The 25,819-nt window shown below is 47.3% G+C and carries 21 protein-coding genes; 12 read left to right on the plus strand and 9 right to left on the minus strand.

The features are described from left to right. The first annotated feature begins 25 nt into the window (after positions 1 to 25). Positions 26 to 1,954 carry an NAD(+) synthase gene (locus CIK95_RS08600; RefSeq protein WP_022310995.1) on the plus strand — a complete coding sequence of 643 codons (1,929 nt, stop codon included), beginning with the start codon at positions 26 to 28 and terminating at the stop codon, positions 1,952 to 1,954. Between the two features lie 79 nt (positions 1,955 to 2,033). Here CIK95_RS08600 and xpt read toward each other — a convergent pair whose 3' ends face one another. From xpt to CIK95_RS08615, 3 genes are read right to left on the minus strand one after another with little or no spacing between them, the layout of a single operon-like run. Next, positions 2,034 to 2,603 carry a xanthine phosphoribosyltransferase gene (gene xpt / locus CIK95_RS08605; RefSeq protein ID WP_094386407.1) on the minus strand — a complete coding sequence of 190 codons (570 nt, stop codon included), beginning with the start codon at positions 2,601 to 2,603 and terminating at the stop codon, positions 2,034 to 2,036. Between the two features lie 46 nt (positions 2,604 to 2,649). Next, complete coding sequence (gene nudC, locus CIK95_RS08610; RefSeq protein ID WP_094466797.1) at positions 2,650 to 3,441, minus strand: NAD(+) diphosphatase; 792 nt, start codon at positions 3,439 to 3,441, stop codon at positions 2,650 to 2,652. Positions 3,442 to 3,445: 4 nt separating this feature from the next. Further along, positions 3,446 to 5,182 (minus strand): bifunctional UDP-sugar hydrolase/5'-nucleotidase, encoded by a 1,737-nt coding sequence (locus CIK95_RS08615; protein ID WP_094466798.1) that lies wholly within the window; start codon positions 5,180 to 5,182, stop codon positions 3,446 to 3,448. Positions 5,183 to 5,280: 98 nt separating this feature from the next. On the opposite strand from CIK95_RS08615, the gene CIK95_RS08620 reads away from it, so the two are divergent. Next, positions 5,281 to 5,955, plus strand: a complete 675-nt coding sequence (locus CIK95_RS08620) for a DnaJ domain-containing protein (RefSeq protein WP_094388371.1) — start codon at positions 5,281 to 5,283, stop codon at positions 5,953 to 5,955. A 436-nt stretch (positions 5,956 to 6,391) separates the two neighbouring features. On the opposite strand, the gene CIK95_RS08625 is transcribed toward CIK95_RS08620, so the two are convergent. Next, on the minus strand, positions 6,392 to 7,294 hold the full coding sequence (locus CIK95_RS08625) for a YitT family protein (RefSeq protein WP_022310990.1): 903 nt from the start codon (positions 7,292 to 7,294) through the stop codon (positions 6,392 to 6,394). 408 nt (positions 7,295 to 7,702) lie between these two features. Here CIK95_RS08625 and lon point away from each other — a divergent pair, with 408 nt between their 5' ends. From lon to CIK95_RS08645, 4 genes are read left to right on the plus strand one after another with little or no spacing between them, the layout of a single operon-like run. Next, a complete protein-coding gene (lon, locus tag CIK95_RS08630; protein WP_094466799.1) occupies positions 7,703 to 10,162 on the plus strand; it encodes an endopeptidase La in 2,460 nt (819 codons plus the stop codon). A gap of 16 nt (positions 10,163 to 10,178) precedes the next feature. Further along, positions 10,179 to 11,306, plus strand: coding sequence for a tRNA guanosine(34) transglycosylase Tgt (gene tgt / locus CIK95_RS08635; protein WP_094466800.1), 1,128 nt, complete (start codon positions 10,179 to 10,181; stop codon positions 11,304 to 11,306). A gap of 1 nt (position 11,307) precedes the next feature. Further along, complete coding sequence (locus CIK95_RS08640) at positions 11,308 to 12,582, plus strand: LptF/LptG family permease (RefSeq protein ID WP_094466801.1); 1,275 nt, start codon at positions 11,308 to 11,310, stop codon at positions 12,580 to 12,582. A gap of 36 nt (positions 12,583 to 12,618) precedes the next feature. Then, positions 12,619 to 14,253, plus strand: a complete 1,635-nt coding sequence (locus CIK95_RS08645) for a DEAD/DEAH box helicase (protein WP_094466802.1) — start codon at positions 12,619 to 12,621, stop codon at positions 14,251 to 14,253. Positions 14,254 to 14,373: 120 nt separating this feature from the next. Here CIK95_RS08645 and CIK95_RS08650 read toward each other — a convergent pair whose 3' ends face one another. The 4 genes from CIK95_RS08650 to CIK95_RS08665 all read right to left on the minus strand — a co-directional run bounded on the left by CIK95_RS08650 (position 14,374) and on the right by CIK95_RS08665 (position 17,137). Next, the gene (locus tag CIK95_RS08650; RefSeq protein WP_022310985.1) at positions 14,374 to 14,664 is read right to left on the minus strand and encodes an HU family DNA-binding protein; all 291 of its coding nucleotides are present in this window, start codon (positions 14,662 to 14,664) and stop codon (positions 14,374 to 14,376) included. Positions 14,665 to 14,670: 6 nt separating this feature from the next. Continuing rightward, the gene (locus CIK95_RS08655) at positions 14,671 to 15,093 is read right to left on the minus strand and encodes an META domain-containing protein (RefSeq protein ID WP_158214738.1); all 423 of its coding nucleotides are present in this window, start codon (positions 15,091 to 15,093) and stop codon (positions 14,671 to 14,673) included. A 233-nt stretch (positions 15,094 to 15,326) separates the two neighbouring features. Then, positions 15,327 to 15,920, minus strand: coding sequence for a hypothetical protein (locus tag CIK95_RS08660; protein ID WP_144007788.1), 594 nt, complete (start codon positions 15,918 to 15,920; stop codon positions 15,327 to 15,329). Positions 15,921 to 16,003: 83 nt separating this feature from the next. Continuing rightward, positions 16,004 to 17,137: a transglycosylase SLT domain-containing protein gene (locus CIK95_RS08665; protein ID WP_173823486.1), complete on the minus strand. Its 1,134-nt coding sequence runs from the start codon at positions 17,135 to 17,137 to the stop codon at positions 16,004 to 16,006. 146 nt (positions 17,138 to 17,283) lie between these two features. Between CIK95_RS08665 and hisG the strand changes: the two genes are divergently transcribed. The 3 genes from hisG to hisC are packed head-to-tail and all read left to right on the plus strand — an operon-like array spanning position 17,284 to position 20,507. Further along, positions 17,284 to 18,135, plus strand: a complete 852-nt coding sequence (hisG, locus tag CIK95_RS08670; protein WP_094386384.1) for an ATP phosphoribosyltransferase — start codon at positions 17,284 to 17,286, stop codon at positions 18,133 to 18,135. Between the two features lie 21 nt (positions 18,136 to 18,156). Next, complete coding sequence (gene hisD, locus CIK95_RS08675; protein WP_094466803.1) at positions 18,157 to 19,461, plus strand: histidinol dehydrogenase; 1,305 nt, start codon at positions 18,157 to 18,159, stop codon at positions 19,459 to 19,461. Between the two features lie 2 nt (positions 19,462 to 19,463). Then, positions 19,464 to 20,507 (plus strand): histidinol-phosphate transaminase, encoded by a 1,044-nt coding sequence (hisC, locus tag CIK95_RS08680; protein WP_094466804.1) that lies wholly within the window; start codon positions 19,464 to 19,466, stop codon positions 20,505 to 20,507. A gap of 115 nt (positions 20,508 to 20,622) precedes the next feature. On the opposite strand, the gene CIK95_RS08685 is transcribed toward hisC, so the two are convergent. After that, positions 20,623 to 21,708: a TerC/Alx family metal homeostasis membrane protein gene (locus CIK95_RS08685; protein ID WP_094466805.1), complete on the minus strand. Its 1,086-nt coding sequence runs from the start codon at positions 21,706 to 21,708 to the stop codon at positions 20,623 to 20,625. A 247-nt stretch (positions 21,709 to 21,955) separates the two neighbouring features. Between CIK95_RS08685 and CIK95_RS08690 the strand changes: the two genes are divergently transcribed. The 3 genes from CIK95_RS08690 to carA all read left to right on the plus strand — a co-directional run bounded on the left by CIK95_RS08690 (position 21,956) and on the right by carA (position 25,810). Further along, positions 21,956 to 22,756 (plus strand): polysaccharide biosynthesis/export family protein, encoded by an 801-nt coding sequence (locus CIK95_RS08690; protein ID WP_094388361.1) that lies wholly within the window; start codon positions 21,956 to 21,958, stop codon positions 22,754 to 22,756. 73 nt (positions 22,757 to 22,829) lie between these two features. Beyond that, positions 22,830 to 24,716 carry an amidophosphoribosyltransferase gene (locus tag CIK95_RS08695; protein WP_094466806.1) on the plus strand — a complete coding sequence of 629 codons (1,887 nt, stop codon included), beginning with the start codon at positions 22,830 to 22,832 and terminating at the stop codon, positions 24,714 to 24,716. A gap of 14 nt (positions 24,717 to 24,730) precedes the next feature. Further along, positions 24,731 to 25,810 (plus strand): glutamine-hydrolyzing carbamoyl-phosphate synthase small subunit, encoded by a 1,080-nt coding sequence (gene carA / locus CIK95_RS08700; protein ID WP_094466807.1) that lies wholly within the window; start codon positions 24,731 to 24,733, stop codon positions 25,808 to 25,810. The last annotated feature ends 9 nt before the right edge of the window (positions 25,811 to 25,819 follow it).

Consider the following 25,819-nt stretch of genomic DNA (forward strand, 5'->3'; position numbering starts at 1 on the left):
CTTAACCATTCACAAACAGAACATTATGAACTACGGATTTATAAAAGTCGCTTCGGCAGTTCCCTCTGTAAAGGTGGCAGATTGCAAATACAATGTCGAGCAGATAGAACAACAGATTATATTGGCCGAAGGGCAGGGGGTAGAGATTATTGTTTTCCCCGAACTGTCCCTTACTGGCTATACATGTCAGGACCTGTTTAGGCAGAACCTCTTGCTCGAAACCACAGAGAGTGCCATGCTCATGTTGCTCGACTTCACACGTCAGCTTAACATCATCTCCATCGTGGGTCTGCCCATCGCTGTTGGTGATTTGCTGCTCAACTGTGCCGCCATCATCCAGAAGGGCCAGATTTTGGGCATTGTTGCCAAGGAGTATCTGCCCAACTACAACGAGTTCTACGAGAAGCGTTGGTTTGCTTCTGTTCAAGACCTGCGCACTACCGAACTGCGCTTTGCCGGCAATCAGATTAACCTCTCCTTCACGCCGCAGATTTTTGTCACTTGCGATGGCGTAAGGTTTGGTGTCGAAATTTGCGAAGATGTCTGGGCCCCCACGCCTCCCAGCAATCACCTTGCGTTGGCAGGTGCCGATATCATCTTCAATCTTTCTGCCAGCGACGAACTGATTGGCAAGCACGATTATCTCTGCAAGTTGCTGGCTCAACAGAGCGCACGCACCATCACTGGATATGTCTATTCGAGTGCCGGCTTTGGCGAAAGCACCCAGGATGTAGTCTATGGCGGCAATGCATTGATATTTGAGAACGGCCATTTGCTGCAGAGCGGGCCGCGCTTTGCGATGACACCACAGATGCAGGTAGCTCAGATAGATGTTGAACGCCTGCGGACAGAGCGCCGAGGCAACACCACCTATGTCAATGCCCAGCGCCGAATGATAGGCGAAGACGTCATCTTCAAGAACGCCCACTCCATACTGCCCAAGGATTTCGTTCTGGAGCGCCCGGTCGACGCCCATCCCTTTATACCTTCTCCCGATATGATGGAAAAGAGTTGCGAGGAAATACTGAACATCCAGGTTATGGGACTTGCCAAGCGCCTCGTTCACACCAGTTGCCAGAAGGTTGTCATCGGTATAAGCGGTGGACTCGATTCCACTTTGGCATTGTTGGTATGTGCCATGACATTCGACAAGTTAGGACTCGACCGCAGCGGAATTATCGGTGTGACCATGCCCGGTTTCGGCACCACTGACCGCACTTACACCAATGCCATCAAACTCATGCAGAGTCTCCACATTACCATCCGAGAGATAAGCATTGCCAAGAGCGTTACCCAGCACTTTGAGGATATTGGTCACGACATCTCTGTTCATGACACTACTTATGAGAACTCTCAGGCCCGAGAGCGTACCCAGATATTGATGGATGTAAGCAATCAGGAGGGTGGGCTCGTTATCGGTACGGGCGACCTGTCCGAGCTGGCTCTTGGTTGGTGTACGTACAATGGCGACCACATGAGCATGTATGCTGTCAATGCCAGCATCCCCAAAACACTTATTGCTTGTCTGGTCAAGTTTGTTGCTGGAACTATGGATGCCGACACCTCTGCCACTCTCCATGATGTGGTCGACACTCCCATCAGCCCCGAACTTGTTCCTGCCGACGAGGATGGCAATATCCAGCAGAAGACAGAGGACCTGGTTGGCCCCTACGAGCTTCACGACTTCTTCCTCTATTATTTCATGCGTCATGGATTCCGCCCGATGAAGATTTTCCTGCTTGCGCAGAAAGCCTTCGAAGGCCAGTACGACGATGACGTCATCAAGCATTGGCTCAAGACATTCTTCCGCCGCTTCTTCTCCCAGCAGTTCAAGCGCTCGTGCCTGCCCGATGGCCCCAAGGTTGGCAGCATCAGCCTGAGCCCCCGAGGAGACTGGCGTATGCCCAGCGATGCTTCGAGTGAGCTGTGGCTCAGAGAGTGTGAAATGCTCTAAGCCCGTCACCCACTTATAGAAATGATAAAGGCCATCTATTCAGCATAATAGATGGCCTTTATATTGATGTTTGGTCGTATTATTCACGTATCTTGATTTGGCAGTCGTCGAGAGAGTCAATGATGGCGAGGCTCTCACAGCGTACGCCAGCCTCTTCGATGACTTCGCGACCATGCTGGAAGGCTTTCTCTATGATGAAGCCCATGCCGACGAGCTCGCAGCCAGCCTGGTTGCACAGGTCGATGATACCCTTGGCGGCATTGCCATTGGCGAGGAAGTCGTCAATAAACAGCACCTTGTCTTCGGCGGTGAGATACTCCTTCGAGATGATTACGTTGTACTCTCTCTGCTTGGTAAAGGAGAACACGGTGGTAGAAAGCAGACCCTCCATTGTCGAGGGTTTCTTCTTCTTGGCAAATACCACCGGCAGGTCAAGCAGGAAGCCCATCATTACAGCCGGAGCGATGCCCGATGCTTCAATGGTGATAATCTTGTTGATTTCGGTGGATGCGTAGCGGCGTATAAATTCCACAGCTACCTGCTTCATAAGATTAGGGTCCATCTGATGGTTGATAAACTTGTCTACTTTCAAAATTCCTCCAGGATAACACTTACCCTCTTTCTTGATGCGGTCTATCAGAGTTTTCATCGCTTTGTATTGTTATATTTCTTGACTATGTGTGTTGATATGTTTGCTATTTGTCTTTGTCAAAGTTCTTCAGCCAGTTGTCTATCAGTTTTCGTGCCAATGACAGTTTTTCTGGTATCTGTGGGAGTTTGTCATAGCGGAACCACGCACCTTTACTCAACTCCGAGTATTGCAGATGCAGGTCGCCCGACTCGTACTCAGCATAGAAGCCCACCATCAGGCCGCAAGGGTAGGGCCAGGGCTGTGATGCCCAGTAGGTAAGGTTCTTGATGGTAAGCCCGGTCTCTTCCATGACCTCGCGGCGCACGGCTTCTTCGAGCGTTTCGCCAGTCTCTACAAATCCTGCCACCAGCCCGTAGAAATCTGTCTTGAAGTTTCGCGCGTGTACCAGCAGCACCTCGGGACCGCGGTGTATCAGCACGATGATCGCAGTGGCCAACTGCGGCCATATCTCCTTGCCGCAGTGCGTACACTTCTTGGATATGTCGGTGTGCATTGCCATAGGCGAACCGCAGCAGCCACAGTAGCGTGTGGTTGAGTCCCAATAGAGCAGCTCATGACATTTCCCCGCTTTCAGATAGAACTCGTTGGGAATTTTATAGAACGATGGTCTCAGCCCGCACATTTCATAGCGTCCGCTGTCATCCTGTATGGGTTCGCTGATGGCAAAAGCCTTGACCTGATGACCATCTTCAAAGGGCGAAACATTGAGTATATTGGTCCAGGGTTGGGTCTTCACCGGACTCTTGGGCCCACAGGGAATTATGTAGCTCCCGTCTTCTGTGCGTTCCAGCAGCAGGCTGTCTTTGCAGAATACAAACCAATACGTATCGTTCATCGACTTACTTTTTACGATTGAACAGCAACTCGTAGTCACGCTTTGCAGCAGGCATGACCAGCTGCTCTGGCACAAATCTCCAGTTGTTGTTGGGTTGTGGGTCAAGTGTTCCTTCGCTTTCGATGGCCTTCATCAGATAGTAGCGTTGGTCCTTGTCGCTGCGCCAGATTATCCTGCTTTCCAGACTGTCGTGGCTGATACCGGCACCACGAGTGAGCAGTTCGCCGCCACCATTGCCACGATAGCTGTTTACAGCTACCTTATACCAGGCCTTGGGGTCAAACGGCTGTCCATTGCTCATGCGATGGATTGTGACCTTCTGGCCGTTAGGTTTGGTTACATCTACCTCGTAGTCTATGCCGGCTGCACTGTCAAAGTTGAACGAGAAGTTCTGGAAACCCATTCTCTGCTGGTCGTTTTTGGTATATTCATTCAACAGTAGCAGATGGTCGTCGGGCGACTGCATGGTGTTGACCCAGAGCGAATAACTCATCTCGAGATGCTTGCGTATCTCTTCGCCCGTGAGACGCATCACGTACAGCTGGTTTTCGTACTTGTACAGCTTGAACATATCGCTGACATAGATATCGCCTTTGTTGATTTGTGCGTCAAACAACAATGGTGCGTTGAAGGCTATGTCTGCGCCGGTAATCTTCAACTCCAGATTGAGTATCAGGTCATTGAACGCACTTGAACCAAAGTAGCAATCACGTGTTGATATTGAATTGGCAAAGGTTCCTATCTTTTTGTTGACAAAGGCATTGATTTTGGAAATCCACTCTTCAAAGTGAGCCATATACTCTTTGTCGACCTCTATGTCTCTTACATCTACCAGCTGGCCCTCGACAGACTTCTTGCAGTGCTTTTTGCCTTTTTCTATCGTGATGGTCGCTTCAGCCACTTTTCGTGCTGCATTGGCAGGGTCGAGACACAGCACCTTGTTTCCGCTTTCGCTGGTGACATAGTCTGCATAAGGTGTGTGGTCGTGGCCGAACAGGATGAGGTCAAAGCCATCCACCTCGCGCGCCACCTTCAATGCAGCATCTTCTTCGTAGTCGGCGGTGACTATACCGCCTTCCTTTCCGCTGTGGAAGAGACCGATGATGACATCAGGCTTTTCATTGGCCTTGAGATAGTTCACCCATTCACGGGCAGCCGTAACCATATTTACAAAGGAGAGACCGCTCCACAGACGCTCTGTCAGCCAGTTGGGGATGGCTGGAGTTATCATTCCCAGCACGGCAATCTTCACTCCGCCGCGGTTAAGTATAGTATAAGGCTTGAGATAGGGCTTGCCGGTATTGGTGTCGATGATATTGGCTGCAATAACAGGGCATTTCACTTCCTTTATCCATTTGTCATACACCTCATGACCAGGCTCGACATCGTGGTTGCCTATGGTCTGTGCGTCGTACTTGAGGTAGTTCACCACCGAGGCGGCTATATTCTCAGATGTAGTGTCGATGTAGTTGGAATAGTAAGAGATAGGCTGCCCTTGCAGTATGTCGCCATTGTCGAGCAGTATCACATTGTCGCCATGTTGCTCGCGCAGCTGCTTGACATAACTGCTGACACGTGCCATCGACCCAGCCATCGGCCTGCGGTTGATGTAATCGTAGGGGAAGAAGCTGCCGTGAACATCACTGGTTTGAACAATTTTGATGGTGACCGTCTTGGATTTGGCCATGCATGTCAATCCGAAAGGAAGCAATAACGCCATAACTGCTATAAGTTTTTTCATATATTACCTTATTATATATTAGCATTGCAAAAGTACAAAATAATCGCGAGTTAGGCATGGTTTTTGCAATAAAAGTTGGCAGATAGGAGGATTTTAATATGGCATTTGTAGATTATTATAAGATTTTAGGTGTAGACAAGAACATCCCACAAAAAGATGTACAAGCAGCATACCGCAAGAGGGTAAAGCAGTTCCATCCGGACTTGCATCCCGATGACCCCAAAGCCAAAGCCAAGTTCCAGGCGCTCAACGAGGCGTATCAGGTAATCAACGACCCCGAGAAGCGTAAGAAGTACGACCAGTATGGAGAGCATTGGCGCGAGGCTGGCAACTTTGGCGGCCAGCAGGAAGCTGGGGGCTGGAGCAGTGGCAGTCCATTTGAGGGCTTTGATTTCAGCAGTATGGGTGGTGGAAGTGGTAATGGCTTCTCCAGTTTCTTCGAAAACCTGTTTGGAGGTGGTGGTTTCCATAGCCGTCATCAGTCTTCTATGCAGGGAGGTATGCAACAGGATATGGAAGCCTCTGTTTCCATCGATTTATACACAGCCTTGCTTGGCGGCGAGGTGATGGTCCAACTGGGTGATGGCTCGCGCATCAAACTGAGGGTTAAAGCTGAGACTCAGAATGGTACCAAGGTTAGACTGCGCGCAAAGGGATATGACCTGGGCAATGGCCAACGCTCCGATTTGATTATCACCTACAACGTCACTCTCCCCACTGGGCTCAATGCACGCCAGAAAGAGCTGCTCAGACAGATGCAGCAACTGTCATAGCACCAAGCACAGCATGAGGTTGATGCGCGACAAGACTTTCATGATTTTATAGATAGACTCCGTTTGTCATTCCGTAAGGATGATGAACGGAGTTTTTTCGTTTACCATCCATTCCTTCCCCTTGCTGTCTATCGCTATAAGCCGCCGATTGCAGTCTGTCATCGCTGGGAACACCAATTCATTCCAAGTGCATCAAGAATAATCTCTCCTCATAGTTGTCATCCTGCTCGAGATGAAATAATTCTTGAGTTCAAACTGTGAATTATTCATTTCGCGCTTCCAAACAGTCGTTTCAAACCGTGATTTTCCTAATTCGCACCCCGCAACCACTCTGTCTATGGTCTGGGCAGACGATGACGCGCATGGGGCAAAAAAATAGGCATGCACTATAGGAATGACCATAGTGCATGCCTATGCCTGGATGTCGACGACACGTCTATTTGATAGTGTCAAATCCCTGTCCGAAGACGCCGTGACAGAAAGTTTGTGAGATAAGAGCCTCTGGGTCTATGCTCTTGATGTGGTTGAGCACATCCTGCGACTCATATTTGCGCGCCAGCACCATCAGCACATGCACATCGTGCTTGGAGTACCATCCGGTGCCTTGGAGCAGGGTTACGCCGCGATTGACGTCCTTGTTGATGGTATCAGCAATCTGCTCGTATTTCTTGGAAATGATGAGGAATTGCACCGTCTGCCTGGTACCGTTGATGATGTAGTCGCACGTGACGCTGGCTATGAGCGTAAAGGCGATACCATAGATGATGATTTCGGTACTGTGGTATAGCAGGTACGACGAACTGATAATGGTAAAGTCAATGAACTGCATGGCTCGCCCGAAGCTCAAACTGAATTTCTTGTTCAGCCATGCCACGATGATGTCGGTGCCGCCCGTAGAACCGTTGTGGCTGAACACAATGCCCAATCCGGCTCCACCCAGAATTCCACCTATTAGCACATGCATGAAGCGGTCTTCACCAACGGTGATGACAAGGTGGTGGGCAAAGAACGGCTGCATGACTCCGATAACCAGAGACAGTATGGTGACGCCGATAATCGTACGTATGGTAAACTGCTTGTTGAGCGCCCTGAAACCGATGAGAAGCAGCGTGATATTCAATACCCAGATAGAGATGGCGGTGGGGATGTCGAATGCGTAATACAGCAATGCCGAGATACCCGACACGCCACCCATGACAAACTTCTCGGGGAGGATGAATGCGGTATAACCAAACGCATAGGAGGAAATACCCAGCGTGATGAACAATAGGTCCATCAGCTCGTGCTTTACATAACTCTTAGTACCGAATGCGGCGATACTCTCGTGGTCTTTGTTCATCTTGTTTATGTGATTGAGGTCAATAATTCATATTTTAATAGATGTGTAGGTGTCAAGTGTGCCGCTCAGCGTCCAAGTAGCAGTTGCTATGACGATGCAAATTTAATAATTTATTATGACTCTCTTTTCAAGTTCATCCATTTTTTCTATGCACAATGGTCATTTTATTCCAAAAGATGGTTTCGGGAGTCCCCTCGTGGCTCTGCCCGCATGAATAACCTATGCCACTAAGGTCGGAAGATAGTCGCATCAATCTCGTCCTCAAATCGCGCGGTCATGACGGCGTGATTTCTTAAAACTGCACGATATCAATAGTTTTTAGTTACTTATTATAAAATAAGAAACTGAGATAACCTTAAATTGAATAAAAATGACTAACTTTGCAGTTCAAATTGAAAGCGAACCATAATGGACGAAAGAAATAAAGCATCAATACAGATGATAGCAGAGTATGATGGAGATATCACCAACCTCTATGGTACGACACCGGAAGGGGTTGTTCCAATTCTGGCAACACGCAATATGGTGATGTTCCCTGCCGTCATTTCGCCTATTCTCGTAGGCCGCGAGCAGAGTGTAAACCTCCTCAACTATCTGGATAAGCACCCCGGCACACTCATAGCCATCTTCTCACAGAAGAACCCTGATATAGAGCATCCTCGCGAGGAAGACCTCTATCGCTATGGCTGTTATGCCAAACTGGTAAGACGCATCGAGCTTCCTGGTAGTGAAAACTGTACCGCCATCTTCCAAATGATGGGCCGTTGCCACCTGGACAGCATCGAGAAGACACGTCCCTATCTCTGTGGCGCCGTGTCAGAACGCTCGGAAATCATGCCCGATGTCAACGACAAGGCATTCAATACTGCCATGATAGACCTGGTGGCCGCCTCAAAGGAGTTTATCCATAAGAATGACGAGCTGGCAGACGAGATGGTGTTCTCTATTGACAACATCCACAATCCCATAATCAGTCTCAACTTCCTCTGCACGGCTCTGCCGTTCTCGGTAAAAGACAAGATGGAACTTCTCGAGGAGAGCAACCTGATGGACCGTGCGCTCAACACCTTGCGCCTGCTCAACCGCGAGCTGCAGTTCTTGCAGTTGCGCAATCAGATTCGTATGAAGACACGTGAAGAGCTCGACGAACAGCAGCGCGAGTACTTCCTGCAGCAGCAGATCAAGAACATCAAGGAAGAGCTGGGCCGTGGCGAAGGCTCGCCCGAGAAGAGAGAGCTCGAAGAGAAAGCCCGCAATAAGAAATGGTCGAGCGAAGTGGCTAAAGTCTTTGAGAAAGAGCTGGAAAAACTCGACATACTTAACCCCCAGAGTCCTGACTACAGTGTGCAGCTCAACTATCTGCAGACCTATGTGTCTCTGCCTTGGGGCGAGTACACTCAGGACGACCTGGACCTCAAGCGTGCACAGCGCATTCTCGACCATGACCACTATGGCATGGAGAAAGTGAAAGAGCGCATCCTCGAGTATATCGCCGTGCTTAAATTAAGAGGTGACCTCAAGTCGCCCATCATCTGCCTTTACGGTCCTCCCGGTGTGGGCAAGACCAGTCTTGGCAAGAGCATCGCTTCGGCCTTGCGCCGCAAGTATGTGCGCGTGTCACTGGGCGGACTCCATGACGAGTCTGAAATCAGAGGTCACCGCCGTACGTATATCGGTGCCATGCCCGGCCGTATCATCAAGAGCATCCAGAAGGCAGGTTCTTCCAACCCCGTCTTCATCCTCGACGAGATTGACAAAATTACACAGAACACCCACAATGGCGACCCCTCGTCGGCTCTGCTCGAGGTGCTTGACCCTGAACAGAACACGGCTTTCCACGACAATTATCTCGATGTCGATTACGACCTGTCCAAAGCCATGTTTATAGCCACAGCCAATGAGCTGAATACAATCCCCCGTCCTCTGCTCGACCGTATGGAAATCATAGAGGTGAGCGGATATATCACCGAGGAAAAGATAGAGATAGCCAAGCGCCATCTGGTTCCTCGCGAACTGGAAAACAATGGTTTTGTCAAGGTCGGCGAGAAACCAACCTTCACCAAGGCTGCCCTCGAAACCATCATCGAGCGATATACACGCGAAAGCGGTGTGCGCCAGTTGGAAAAGCAGATCAACAAGTCTCTGCGCAAGATGGCATATCAGATGGCTAAAGAAGGCTCTCTGCCATTGAAGAAGGTGACACCCAAAGAACTGGAAGGCCTGTTGGGCAAGCCACCGTTCTATCGCGACATCTATCAGGGCAATGCCTATGCTGGAGTGGTGACAGGACTGGCCTGGACAAGCGTGGGAGGCGAAATACTCTTCATCGAAACATCGCTCAGCAAGGGTAGGGCAGGCAAGCTCACCCTGACAGGTAATCTGGGTGATGTCATGAAGGAAAGTGCCGTCATTGCACTTGAATATGTCAAGGCCCATGCTGAACGCCTGAATGTAGACTACCGCATATTCGACCAGTACAATATGCATATCCATGTGCCAGAGGGCGCTACGCCCAAAGACGGCCCATCGGCTGGTATCACCATCGCTACCTCGATAGCTTCGGCCATCACCCAGCGCAAGGTAAGAAAGAACACAGCCATGACAGGCGAGATTACCCTGAGAGGCAAGGTGCTGCCCGTGGGTGGCATCAAGGAGAAAATCCTGGCAGCCAAGCGTGCGGGAATTACAGATATACTGATGTGTGCGGACAACCGCAAGGATATCGAAGAGATACCCGCCATGTATCTTGAAGGAGTAAACTTCCACTATGTGGAGAATATTCAGGATGTGTGGGACTATGCCTTGCTGGATGAGAAGGTAGCCAATGCGGTACACTTTGATATAGAAGAAGACAAGAAAGAGAAATAACGAAGACGATAAAGAAATGACGTTTGAACTACAACATACAGATACATACAGTGATGCTCGCACGGGTATCATAACCACCGACCACGGCCAGATAAAAACCCCGATATTCATGCCGGTAGGTACGTGTGGCACTGTCAAGGGGGTGCATTTTGAAGAGCTTCGCCAACAGGTGAAGGCCCAGATTATCCTTGGCAACACCTATCATCTGTATCTCAGACCTGGACTTGAGGTGCTCCGTAAGGCTGGTGGTCTGCACGGTTTCAACGGATGGGAGAAACCTATCCTTACCGACAGTGGCGGTTTTCAGGTCTTCTCTCTGACCGGTATAAGAAAACTGCGTGAAGAGGGTTGCGAGTTCCGTTCTCATATCGATGGCTCCAAGCATATCTTCACTCCTGAAAATGTGATGGACACTGAACGCGTGATTGGTGCCGACATCATGATGGCGCTCGATGAGTGTCCTCCTGGAAAGAGCGACTATGAATACGCCAAGAAAAGCCTCGGCCTTACCCACAGATGGCTGGACCGCTGTATCAAACGCTTCGAGGAAACCGAGCCCCTGTATGGCTACAAGCAGAGCCTGTTCCCCATTGTTCAGGGATGTACCTACAAGGACCTGCGTCGTGAAGCTGCCAAGTTTGTGGCTGACAAAGGTGCCGACGGCAATGCCATCGGCGGTCTGGCAGTAGGAGAGCCTAAGGAGGTAATGTATGAGATGATAGAGGTGGTCAATGACATTCTGCCTAAGGACAAGCCCCGATACCTCATGGGTGTGGGTACGCCCGAAAACATACTGGAAGCCATCGCCAGAGGCGTGGATATGTTTGACTGCGTAATGCCTACGCGCAACGGTCGCAATGCCATGCTCTTCACCTACCAGGGTACGATGAACATGCGCAACAAGAAATGGGAAATGGACTTTAGCCCCATTGACCCTAACGGTTGCGAAACCGACCTGGTGTATACCAAGGCCTACCTTCACCATCTGTTTAAGGCTCAGGAGCTGTTGGCTATGCAGATAGCAAGTATCCACAACTTGGCATTCTATCTTCGTCTGGTCACCGATGCCCGCAAGCATATCGAACAAGGTGATTTCATGCAGTGGAAGAACAGCATAGTAGAACAGTTAGGAAGGAGAATCTGATATGGCTAACATTAGAGATTTAAGACGTCACTTTACGCGCTACAAGATAGCCAGATGGATAAGCACACATCCAGTGTGGATGCATAAACTTATCAAATGGCTGTACGACCACACCGCTGGCGTGCGCAATGTGCTGCATAAAGTGTACAGGCAATTGAAGTGGCTGCGTTTTCTCAGTCCATCCAATTATCTGAAGCGACTCGACTGGTATATTGTCCGTAAGTTTATTGGTACTTATGTATTTGCCATCGCGCTGATAATCTCGTTGGCAATCGTCTTTGACGTCAACGAGAACCTGGAGAAGTTCAGCCGTTTCCATGCTCCGCTCGAAGCCATCGTCTTTGACTATTATGTCAACTTCGTTCCTTATTTCTCTAATCTGTTCAGCCCGTTGTTTGTCTTCATTGCCGTAATATTCTTTACGTCTAAACTGACAAGCAATTCGGAGATTGTAGCGATGTTGGCGGCAGGTGTATCCTTCAAGCGTCTTCTGCGTCCCTATATGTTCTCCTGTGTGCTCATTGCCATGCTGTCTTATTATCTCAGTGCCTATGTCATCCCCCATGGTACGGTAATCAGACAGAACTTTGAGGCAAAATACAAAAACCGCGCCAAGAACACCTCGGCCGAGAACGTGCAGCTGCAGGTGGGTAAGGGCATTATCGCCTACATACAGCACTATGACAACAACCAGAAGAAAGGTTACGGTTTCTCTTTGGACAAGTTTGAAAACAAGAAGCTGGTAAGTCACCTGACAGCTATGGAGATACAGTATGACACCATCTCTGATTCAAAGTTTCACTGGACAGCCAGCAACTGGAAAATAAGACAGCTCAAAGGCCTCAAAGAGCGTATTACGAGTGGCACTAAACTTGATACGCTGATACAGATGGAGCCTACCGACCTGGTCTACTCAAAGGGCCAGCAGGAGACGTTTACCAGTCCTGAGCTGAAAGACTACATTTCCAAGCAGATAGACCGTGGTAGTGGCAATGTGGTGCAATACCAGGTGGAATATCATAAACGTATAGCGTCGTCGTTTGCGTCATTTATCCTGACAATCATTGGATTCTCTTTGTCATCACGCAAGCGAAAGGGCGGTATGGGCTTGTATTTGGGTATAGGTCTGGCTTTGAGTTTCACCTACATCATGCTGCAGACCGTATCTTCAACATTTGCAATCAACGCTGGATTCCCACCGTTCCTGGCGGCATGGATTCCTAATGTTATATTTGCCTGTGTAGCTTATTATTGCTATCGACAGGCTCCCAATTAGTATTACATTGGCTGTAAGCCATTAAGTTAGTAGAATATGTATTTTGACGAATTAGATTTAAATGACAACGTGCTGGATGCACTCTATGATATGCATTTTGAAGAGTGTACTCCTGTTCAGGAAAACTGTATTCCTGAAATACTCAAAGGCCGTGATGTGCTGGGAGTAGCACAGACTGGAACCGGAAAGACGGCAGCCTATCTGCTGCCCATACTCTCCAAGTTGGATAGCGGAGGCTATCCCAAGGACTCCATCAATTGTGTCATCATGTCGCCGACCCGCGAGCTGGCGCAACAGATAGACCAAGCGTTCCAAGGTTTCGGCTACTATCTCAACGGAGTAAGTAGCGTGCCTGTATATGGTGGCAACGATGGTAACCGTTTTGACCAGGAAACCAAGGGTATGCGTATGGGCGCTGACGTCGTAATCGCAACTCCCGGACGATTTATCAGCCATATTAATATAGGTAATGTAGATTTGAGCAAGACGTCATTCTTCATCCTTGATGAAGCCGACAGAATGTTGGATATGGGCTTTTCGGAAGATATCCTGACCATAGCCAAGCTGTTGCCAAAGGACTGCCAGGTAATTATGTTCTCGGCTACCATGCCGAAGAAGATAGAGGACCTGGCAAAGACTCTGCTGAAAGACCCTGTGGTCATAAAACTCGCCGTAAGCAAACCGGCTGAGAAAATCAAGCAGAGCGCTTACCTGTGTTACGAGCCCCAGAAGATATCGATTATCAAATGGCTGTTCAAGCAGGATGAACTGAAGCGCGTGATAATCTTCTGCGGAAAGAAGACCAAGGTAAAGGAAGTAAGTCGCGCCTTGACCAAGGCCAAGATTTCTGTGGGAGAGATGCACTCAGACCTTTCGCAGGCTGAGCGTGACGATATCATGTTCAAATTTAAGAGCGGACAGATAGATGTGCTCGTGGCTACCGATATTGTGGCACGCGGAATAGATATCGACGACATCGCTATGGTCATCAATTATGATGTGCCCCACGATGCAGAAGACTATGTACACCGTATTGGTCGTACCGCGCGTGCAGACCGTGATGGTGCCGCCATTACTTTTGTCAGCGATCTGGATATCGCCGCCTTCAAAGACATAGAGAAGTTTCTCGAAAAAGAAGTTGAGAAAAATCCTCTTCCAGAAGGTATGGAAGGTCCTGAATACAAGGTGGTCAAGGCCAAGGCCAAATCAATTCGCCGCAAGAGCAGAGACCAGAATGCCCATAAGCACAAGCCTCGCAAGGACTCTGAAAGAGGCAAGGAGCAGAACAGACAGTCTGACCAAGTCAAGGAAAAGCAGAAGTCTGCCGACAAGGGAGATAATGGCAAAAACAGAAGAAGACGCTACCCCGACAACAAGCCCAGCCATCCAGCTATGGACAAGCCTGTCAACCAGCAGGATAAAGGAGACAAGGCAAAGGACAAGGGTGAGAAGGCAAGAGACAAGAGCGACAAACCCAAGGATAAGAAGTATAACAAGCCAAAGCATCGTCGTCCAAACTCTATGAAGAAAGACGGGACCGTGAATGCAAAACCGCAGATGGCAACTCCTGCTCGCCAGGAGCGTGCAAAAACTGAGAAGAAAGATGCTTCGGGTATTTCCGGCTTGCTCAAAAAGCCCATGAAGTGGCTGAAGTCGCTGACCAAGAAATAGGCAAGAATGAGCAATCAAAGGATAGGACCCTTATAGATTTCTATAAACTTGACAAATGATAAAAGTCGCTTATCTACAAGCAAGATAAGCGACTTTTCCATTTAATATACACCTTGCAGATTACTCTGCAGAATGCTTGCGACTGTAAATGGCCATATTGTCAGAAGCCTTAAAGGCAATTTTATCATGGGCTTCGATTTCAATACGCTCTTTGGTGTTGGGATTGAAACCTGTGCGTGCCTGGCAGCTCTTGATATAGAAACGGCCGAAATCGGGAATGGCCACCTCGCCGTCTCCCTCGCAGATGTTGTCGGCTATACAGCCTAATACTGTGTTCAGAAGTTTGCCGGCCTGGGCTTTGGATACTCCAGCCTTTTCGGCAATCTGTGCTGTAAGTTGAGCTCTATTCATAACTTATTACTTTTTCTTTTTCAACAAAAATATCTCGCTATTGGCATTATCTGTCAGCACCAACTCTCCATCGTTGTTGACGTCAAATCGCTTCACCTTGTCCAGAGCCTTCAATACCTTCTGCTCATTGGTCATATCGGCGCACATCATGAGCGTGCATCCCATACCACTGAGGTCTATTTTGTTGTTCTTTGTTTTGAGCAGACCTGTAAGGCTGTTGCACCCCGTGTTACCATAAACTCGCTTGTCCTTGGTGTTAAACCCTAAGAAGGGTATCTCATCTCCGGCTTTTTTGTCTATTGCACTACCGTTGATACGTTCTATCGTCCATTCGCCAGACAAATCAGCCACTGACGCCATCTTCTGGGTGGAACTACAGCTTGTCATCAAGGCAATTGCTGCCATGGAAATAAATAAGTTCTTATTCATTCTTATGATTGTTATTATTATGATACATGCAAAGGTAGTCAAAAATTGAGGCATGGAGAAATAATGCCATGTTTTTTTGTTCGTTCTCCACGTTTTCCGTCCATCTCAGCATGGTGTTCTGGTAAGCAATGATACATACATCTATGAAAAAACCTCAGGACAACAGGTGTCCTGAGGCTGTAAGTCTTAATCTATGATTAATGAGTCAAGCCATATTCATGATGGCATGGTGATTACTTTTCACACTTCTGCTCTTCCTTCTTGTGGTGGTCGCAGCTTTTGCAGTTTTCCTTCAGTTTGGCAATCTGCTCAGCATTCAGGATGGTCTGAAGTTCCTTCATATATTCTTCGTGCAGCTGCTTCATCTTCTTGGGACACATCTTCTTGTGATGATGCTGGCCCTGCTGCTTCTTGCAGTGGCCTTCGCCGGCGGCATGATTTTCCTTGGAGCACTTCTTCTCGGTCTCTACCTTCTTATCGCAGCAACCGTCTTTCTTCTGTTCGTCTTTCTTGTCGCAGCAGCCATCTTGCTTCTTCTCATCTTTCTTGCAAGTGCCTTCATTCTTATGCTCACCCTTGCCGCAGCAATCTTTCTTCTCAGCGTGCTTGCCTTCGCAGACTGCAGACTGCAGCTTCAATTCAAAATTCTTGTTGAGTTCCAGAACCTTGGCTTTCTGAGCCTCATCCAAACCGAGCTTCTGGGCCATCATCTCAGTCTTGTGCTGAGCCTTATCCTGCTTCTTGCAAGAGCCACACTTCGCTTCCTGAGCGTTAACACTTGTTCCTATCAGCACTGAGGCTAATAATGTCAATACGAACTTTTTCATAATTTTCTTTTTAATTGTTTATTTGTTAATGAACTATATCTATTAAGACGTAGAATGTAGTCGTGAGTTTAATGAATATGCAATCAAATGTGATATTTATACTTCTTTTTGGCTCGTTGTGGCTCAAGATTGTCGTAACTACCCTGGAAAGAACACGAAGAGGCAGAGCCACGATATTGGCCATATCTTGCATGAATCCGTTCGACATAATCTACGGTTTCGTGACCACGCATATAGCCATATTTCACAATCGGGTCGTTATAGAAACGAGATTCGCGCAGCCCCAATACAAAGCCAGCTACATCTCTCCAGTGGTGTGGCGCCTTGCCATGCTTCTTGGCCAAAGCCATTGCATCGCGAATATGATGATAACCGCCATTGTAACTGGCCAAGACGAAATTGGTTCTTTCCGCTTTGTCGGGAATATCTCTGAATTTTTCATTGAGCTGTGCGATGTATTTTACCGCAGCGGCAATATTAGCTTCGGGTTCATACAATAGATGTCTTGGCAAGCCTATGTGGTCGGCTGTTTCGGGCATAATCTGCATGAGACCACATGCACCAGCCCAACTGCGCGCCTTGGGGTCAAATGTAGATTCCTGATAACATTGGGCAGCAAGCAATCTCCAGTCTATGCGCGCCACGGGGGCATACTTCTGGAATAGATGGTCGTATTTGGAAATGATACCAGCGCCCTTGTCGAGCATGGGGGAATAGACATGACGCTTGATACTATGGGTGGAGAGGGCAAACTCTTGTTCCTTGATTATCTGGGTAATCATTACCGGTTTGAACCAGCGGTTAAGGGTATCGGCAAGAGCCGTATTAGCATCGCCTACTGCCCAACTGGTTTTGTCCTTGGGGTAAGAAACACCACAAAACTTTATGCCATGGATGGAATGGGGGAGTGGGATGGCGGCAATGTCGCCCTCGCCTTGCTTCAACCGATGGACAAGTTCTGCCGTATCTTTACATACTTCAACGCGGAGCGATACTCCAAGTGTCTGTGCAAACTTTTCGCAAAGCAGATACTGGGTTCCCATACCTCTGCCGTGATATTCGTAATAGGTCTGAGGGCCGGAAAGGGTGAGCATGATAATCTCGCCATTGTTGAGGATATCGTTAAAGGTATAGTCGGTGGATATAGAGTCTGTATTGGTCTCGAGACTCGTGCCCCAAGGCGTTTGCTCAACCTTCTTGTCATGCTGACAAGCCATGAACAAAAGCGCAAAAATTATGAATAAATATTTGTCTAATCGCATAATTAGTACAAAGTTACTACATTATTTGGATTAATGAAACATTTTATCTACTTTTGCATTACAATTTTCATGATAATCAACACTAATTATTATAGTATGTTATGTTAAGGATAGCAGTACAATCCAAAGGCCGCTTGTATGAAGACACAATGTCACTGCTTGCAGAGGCAGATATAAAAATAAGCGCATCCAAACGTACATTATTGGTACAGTCAACCAATTTCCCTGTCGAAGTGTTATATTTGCGTGATGACGACATTCCCCAAAGCGTAGCTACGGGGGTTGCCGACCTTGGAGTAGTAGGAGAGAATGAATATATAGAAAGAGGTGGCGGTTCGGATATCGTGTCGCGTCTGGGCTTTAGCAAATGCCGGCTGTCGCTCGCTATTCCCAAAGATATCGACTATCAAGGGCTGAAATGGTTTAACAACAAGAAAATCGCTACTTCTTATCCTGTCATTCTGAAAGATTTCCTGAATAAGAACAACATCAATGCGGAGATTCATGTAATTACTGGAAGTGTGGAAATATCACCTGGAATAGGACTGGCAGATGCCATCTTCGATATCGTCAGCAGCGGTTCGACACTTGTGAGCAACAACTTGCGTGAGGTGGAAGTAGTCATGGAGAGCGAGGCCCTTCTTATCGGCAACAAGTCGATGGACGAACACAAGAAGAGCGTCCTGAAAGAAATGCTGTTCCGTTTCTCGGCAGTAAAGAATGCAGAAGACAAGAAGTATGTCAGAATGAATGTTCCCAAAAATCGGCTGGAAGAAATCATCAATGTTCTTCCCGGCTTGAAAAGCCCTACCATAATTCCTCTGGCAGACGATGCGTGGTGCTCGGTTCATACTGTGTTAAGCCAAAAGCGATTCTGGGAAATCATAGGTAAACTCAAAGAGCTTGGGGCACAAGGAATCTTGGTTACCCCGATAGAGAAAATGATTTTATAGAACATCTAAACGAAAGAACGGATGAATAGAGAGAAAACCATCTACGGCGAGTATTTTCACTATCCTGCCGCAACGGACTGGGAAAAGATAGCGGCCCGACCTCATCTGGATACCCAACAACTTGCGGAGGTGGTAAAAGATGTGTTGGCAGATATCAAGGCTAATGGCGATGAAGCCGTAAGAAAATACGAGTCCAAGTTTGACCATGTTGAATTGGATAGCCTGAAAGTGAGGGCAGACGAAATCAATGAAGCTGAAGGCTTGATAGATGACGAGCTGAAGAATTCACTCTTGACAGCCTATCATAACATCTATACCTTTCATGAAAGCCAACGTTTTCAGAGCCATCACGTTGAGACATGTCCCGGCGTCGACTGCTGGCAGAAAAGTATGCCTATCGAAAAGGTAGGACTTTATATCCCGGGTGGTACTGCTCCCTTGTTCTCTACGGTTCTAATGTTGGCAACTCCTGCCAAAATTGCTGGTTGCAAGGATATTGTCATCTGTACCCCGCCAAACAAAGAAGGAAAAGTAAATCCCGCCATCCTTATGGCAGCCAAAATAGCAGGCGTGACAGAAATATTCAAGATAGGCGGAGTACAGGCAATCGGAGCCATGGCTTATGGTACAGAAACGGTGCCAAAGGTATATAAGATATTTGGTCCCGGCAACCAATATGTTATGGCTGCCAAGCAACATGTGTCACTTACCGATGTCGCCATTGATATGCCTGCTGGTCCATCGGAGGTTTGCGTCATCGCAGACGACACAAGCAATCCTATATTTGTAGCTGCAGATTTATTATCACAGGCAGAACATGGCGTTGACTCACAGGTATTGCTCATCACCACATCGGAAACGATGTTGGATGAAATCATTGCCGAGATTAAATCTCAACTTGAAGTTCTTCCACGCAAACAGATTGCTGTCAAAGCATTGGAGAATAGCAAATTTGTTTTGGTTCATGATACGGCAGAAGCCATGGCAATAAGTAACGCCTATGCTCCGGAACATCTGATTATAGCTACGGCAGACTACAAGGAACTGTCTGAAAAGGTTGTCAACGCAGGCAGTGTGTTCCTTGGACAATATGCTTGCGAGAGTGCTGGTGACTATGCCAGTGGTACTAATCATACTCTGCCCACTCATGGCTATGCCAAGGCATACAATGGAGTCAATCTTGACAGCTACTGTCGCAAGATAACTTTCCAACATCTGTCACGTCAGGGCGTAGATTCTATCGGTCAAGCCGTAGTCACTATGGCAGAGAATGAGCAACTTGAAGCACATGCCAATGCTATGCGTGTGCGTTTAACCAATCTGTAAAAATGAAGAGTTTAAACAGTTTAGTACGCAAAAACATTTTGAGTCTGGCGCCTTATACCTGTGCGCGCAATGAATATAATGGACACGAGGCCAAAGTTTTTCTCGATGCCAACGAGAACCCGTTCAACAATCCTCTGAACCGTTATCCGGACCCGTTGCAGCTCGAACTTAAAGCAAAGATTGCCAAAGTCAAACATGTCAGTCCTGAGTGTATGTTTCTGGGTAATGGTTCCGACGAAGCAATAGACCTTTGCTATCGTGTATTCTGCGAACCAAGAATTGACAACGTGGTTGCCATCGAGCCAACTTATGGTATGTATCGCGTATGTGCCGACATCAATGATGTGGAATATCGTGCCGTTGATTTGGAAGGCAATTTCCAGATAAAGGCAGACAAGTTGCTGGACGCCTGTGATAACCATACTAAGTTAATCTGGATATGTAGCCCCAACAATCCGACTGGAAACAATCTCGACAGGGATGAAATCGAGAAAGTCATCAATGGTTTTGACGGCATGGTTGTGGTTGATGAAGCATACAGTGATTTCTCCAAAGTCAAACCATTCAGGGCAGAACTGGAACGATACCCTAATCTGATTGTACTCAATACTATGAGTAAGGCATGGGGCTGTGCAGCCATCCGACTCGGTATGGCTTTTGCCGGAAAGGAAGTGATTGACATATTTAATAAGGTGAAATATCCCTACAATGTGAACTATCTCACCCAGCTTAAGGCGATGGAAATGCTCTCTGATCCATTTGAGGTAGAACAATGGATAGACGTATTACTGACAGAGCGCACTCGTACGATGAAGGCATTTGTCGATTTGTCTTGTTGCCATGGTGTTTATCCTACTGATGCCAACTTCTTTCTCGCCAAAATGACTAATGCACAGAAAATTTATGATTATCTTGTGGAGAAGGGTATCATCGTGCGTAATCGCACGCGTGTAAAATTGTGTAACGATTGCCTGCGTATTACTGTGGGTACCAAGAGTGAGAATACAGCTTTAATTGCTGCCTTGCGACAATATACAGGAGATTAGTACTGTCGGTCTCCATCTATTCTAAAATGCTAAAGTATAATGGCTCTACAAATAGGAAACCATTATACTTTAGCATTTTTATATGATACGCAACTTCCGTCTAAAGACGTTCAACTTACTTCTGTTCAATTGTTCGAGGCTTGAGCATGGAGAAGGCTATGCTGCCTACAAGCACCACAAGGATAAAGCCAAGCGACCAGAGATTGTCGATGTGTACAAAATCGCTAATGATGAGTTTTATACCGATGAAGAGCAAGAGAATGCAAACACCAGTCTTGAGATAAATAAACTTGTCGGCTATGGCGGAGAGAAGGAAGAACATAGCTCTCAGTCCCAATATGGCAAATATATTGGAGAAGAAGACCACGTAGGGGTCAAGCGATACAGAGAAGACGGCAGGAATGCTGTCGAAAGCGAATATCAAGTCGCTCAATTCGATTACGAATACAGTGACAAGCAGAGGCGTAATGTGCCATTTTCCGCCCTGTTGCTTAGCCGCCATGACATACTCTTCGCCAACTTTCTTGGCTCTCACCAAGAAATGGTCGCCTGCGAACTGCGGATAGACTCTGAAATGCTTGGAAAGGAACCTAACCAATCCTTGTTTTGATGCATCGGCATCGTCTTTCTTGTTACGGTCACGGTACATCTTGTATGCACTATAAACAAGGAAGAAACCGAAAATCATAAGTATCCACTCAAAGCGTGTGAGGATGGCTGCGCCAGCAAATATGAATATGAAGCGCATGATGATGGCTCCAAAAATACCCCAATTCAAGACATGTTGAAACTCGGTGTTCTGAACCTTGAACGAGGTGAATATCATCATCATAACGAAGAGGTTGTCTACAGAGAGCATCTTTTCGATTAGATAACCCGTTATGTACGACATAGCCATATTGTGGCGGTAAAGGACAATGCCATCTTCCAGACTAACTCTGTCCAAATTTAGGTGGGTGGCGTACCTACGCGACACTTCCTGCAGGTCATCCATCGTGTGTATGCCATGAATCATGTCACCATGAAACCAGAGGAATACACCGAAAAGCAGTGCCAACACAATCCACACCGTGGTCCATATTCCCGCCTCGCGGATAGAGACAACGTGTGCCTTACGGTCGATGGCAAACATATCTACGAGAAGTATGGCTACTATGAATATTACGAAGCCTGCAAAGAATAATAATTCTGAATAATGCATTGTCTATAATCAATTTTGTTGCAAAGTTACTGCTTTTTTATGACAACGGTCGTAAGCCGCTGTTAAAAAGTTGTTACAGATTCCTTGCAGTTGCAGATATCCAGCTCATTTCTGGCTCCGACGAGTGTAGGGGCCATTGCGATAACCACATAAACACCATTATTATTTATATTTCATCCAGTTTCTTTTGCCACTTTGAAAAAATAGTAGTATTTTTGCAAAAAGTTTATAAATACTCGATACCGATATGAAATGTAAAACGATTTCGTTTGTCTTGCTGATGGCATTGCTGGTCTTGGCAGGCTGTAGCAGTAGTAAAAAGGTGGCATATTTCCAGAATATCCAGTCAGTGGATTTCGATAAGTCGAAGGGTTTATATGATGCCAAGATTCTGCCTAAAGATATGTTGACAATCACGGTAAACACACAGACACCAGAAGCGGCTTTGCCATTCAATCTTGCAGTAAGCAATGTTATCAACCCCACAGGACAATTGTCTTCCGGAGCCGGCTCGTTGCAAGGTTATCTTGTTGACAACGATGGAAACATCAATTTCCCAATTGTAGGCAAAATACATGTGCAAGGTCTTACCAAGACACAATGCCAGGACCTTATTGTCAAGAAGATTTCTCCATATCTCTCTAAGACCGAGACTCCTGTTGTGACCGTGAGGATGTCAAGTTATCACGTTACAGTGTTGGGCGAAGTAAACAAGCCAGGAGTGGTAGCCGTCACTACCGAGAAGATGAGCATTATGGAAGCGTTGGCTGAGTCGGGTGACCTGACTATTTATGGCAAACGTGACAATGTGATACTTATCCGTGAGTCTGAGACAGGGCAGAAGGAGTATCATATCATTAATCTCAACGATGCGAATGTATTCAATTCACCTTATTATTATTTACAGCAGAACGATATCGTCTATGTCGAACCCAATGGCGTCAAAGCCAAGAACTCAGGGATCGGCAGTTCGACCACATTATGGTTCTCGTTTGTTGGTATCGTTACCTCGGTGGCATCGTTGATTGTAAATATTGTAAGAAATTAAAAGACTAAAAAAATGAAGAGTGTGAAAGTAATAATAACATTCTTCATTTTTTTGAATATATAAGGGATAACACATGGAAACATTGAAACACGAGTGTGGCGTAGCTATGGTGAGACTACTGAAGCCGTTGTCATATTATCAGCACAAGTATGGCACTTGGATGTACGGTCTCAATAAGCTATACCTCATGATGGAGAAGCAGCACAATCGCGGACAGGAAGGCGCAGGACTGGCATGCGTGAAGTTTGATACTCAACCTGGCCATGAATATATGTTCCGTGAACGTGCCGAGGGTAAAGACGCCATTCGCAAAATATTTGCTACCGTTCATGAGAACTTCAAGGATGTTACTCCAGAACAGATGGCCGATTCTGACTATATAGAGCAGCGTCTTCCCTTTGCGGGCCAGCTTTATATGGGACATCTGAGGTATTCGACCACGGGCAAACGAGGACTGCAATATGTGCATCCATTCCTGCGACGCAATAACTGGAAAGCCAAGAATCTCTGTTTGTGTGGCAACTTCAATATGACCAACATAGAAGAGATTTTCGAACGACTTACAAGTCAGGGACAAAGTCCGCGAATATACAGCGACAGCTATATCATGCTTGAGCTGATGGGTCACAGATTGGACCGTGAAGTGGAGCGCAACTTTGTCAATGCCCAACACGAAGGACTTCAAGGCAAGGACATTACTCGTTATATCGATGACCATGTGGAGATGGCTAACGTTCTCAAGACTTCGATGGCCGACTTTGATGGAGGCTATGTAGTCTGCGGTATTACCGGTTCGGGAGAGATGTTCTCAATGCGAGACCCTTGGGGGATACGTCCAGCCTATTATTATAAAGATGATGAGATTGTGGCGTTGGCTTCTGAGCGTCCCGTGCTTCAGACGACATTCGATTTGTCCTGCGAGCAGGTTAAGGAACTTGAACCTGGAATGGCTCTGCTGGTCAAGCGCAACGGACAATGCCGCATAGAGCGCATCAGAGAGCAAGCCGGAGATTCTGCCTGCTCTTTTGAGCGCATATATTTCTCGCGCGGGTCTGACCGGGACATCTATCAGGAGCGCAAGAGATTAGGTGAACTTCTCACCGAGCCTGTACTCGAAGCCGTAGGGGGAGATACGGAGCATACTGTCTTTTCGTTCATCCCCAATACTGCCGAGGTGGCATTCTACGGACTCGTACAGGGGTTCAAAAAACATGTGCATGAAAAAAAGATTGCTGCTATCCAATCCTTGGGAAGGATTCCCACGCACGAAGAACTCGACAGAATACTGTCCGAGTCTGTAAGGATGGAGAAGGTAGCATGGAAGGATATCAAGCTGCGCACGTTTATCACAGAGGGCAATTCGCGCAACGACCTGGCATCACATGTCTACGACATTACCTATGGCAGCGTAGATGAGGGCAGAGACAACCTCGTGGTAATAGACGACAGTATCGTAAGAGGAACCACTCTCAAGGAGAGTATCATACGCATTCTTGACCGCTTGCATCCCAAGAAGATGGTGCTGGTAAGCAGTGCGCCCCAGATAAGATATCCTGATTATTACGGCATAGACATGGCGCGCTTGGAAGAGTTCTGCGTTTTCCGTGCGACCATGGAACTGATAAGAGAACGTGGCATGCAGCAGCTCATCCTCGACACCTACAACAACTGCAAGTCAGAGATGAACAAGCCCAAAGCCCAGATGCGCAACTGTGTGAGAGATTTGTACAAGCCGTTTACTGTTGCAGAAATCAACAGCAAGATAGTGGAAATGCTCCGGCCTGAGGGAGTGACAACACCCATTGAGATTGTGTTCCAGTCGATCGACGGATTGAGACAAGCCATTCCACATCATAAAGGCGACTGGTATTTCACGGGCAATTATCCTACCCCTGGAGGAACGCGTCTTTGCAACCAGGCATTCATTAACTATATAGACACCATATACAAACAAGAATAACAAACTGATAGATAATGAGAAATGTAACTTTAGTATTGTCTGACGGCACCAAGTTTCATGGCAAATCATTCGGCTATGAGAAACCAGTAGCCGGAGAAGTGGTTTTCAATACTGCGATGATGGGCTACCCCGAGAGTCTTACCGACCCATCCTACGCAGGCCAGTTGATGGTGCTTACGTTCCCCTTAGTAGGCAACTATGGCGTACCCCCATTCAGTTTTGAACCCAATGGTCTGCCCACATTCATGGAGAGTGACAGAATCTATGCTTCGGCCATCATTGTTGCCGACTATAGCGAGCAGTACTCTCACTGGAATGCTAAAGAGAGCTTGGCCGAGTGGCTGAAGCGTGAGCATGTACCAGGCATCACAGGCATTGACACTCGCGAACTGACCAAAGTGTTGCGCGAAGCCGGTGTGATGATGGGTAAAATCCTCTTTGATGACGAGCCAGATATTATCCCCGAGGCCGACTATGAGGGCGTTAATTTTGTTGACCTCGTAAGTTGCAAGGATATTATCAAGTATAACGAGGGTGCTGGCAAGCGGGTTGTGCTTGTCGATTGTGGCGTGAAAGCCAACATCATCCGTTGCCTCATCAACCGTGGCGTTGAGGTCGTACGTGTACCATGGAACTATGATTATACCGACATGGACTTCGACGGACTCTTCCTTGCCAACGGCCCTGGCGACCCTGACACTTGCGAAGATGCAGTCAAGATTATCAAGAAGCAGATGAATATGTCGCGCAAGCCTATCTGTGGTATCTGCATGGGCAACCAGTTGCTCGCAAAGGCAGCCGGAGCCAATATATACAAGCTCAAGTACGGCCACAGGTCACACAACCAGCCGGTATGTATGGTTGGCACAACACATTGTTATATCACCAGCCAGAACCACGGCTATGCAGTCAACGCCAAGACCCTCGGTGCCGATTGGGAGGAACTCTTTGTCAATATGAATGACGGTTCCAACGAGGGTATTCGCCATAAGACCAATCCCTGGTTTAGCAGCCAGTTCCATCCAGAGGCTTGTTCTGGTCCGGTAGATACAGAGTTCATGTTTGATAAATTTGTTGAAACATTAAATAAGTAAGATATACAT

The organism is Prevotella sp. P5-108 (assembly GCF_002251385.1).
GTDB lineage: Bacteria > Bacteroidota > Bacteroidia > Bacteroidales > Bacteroidaceae > Prevotella.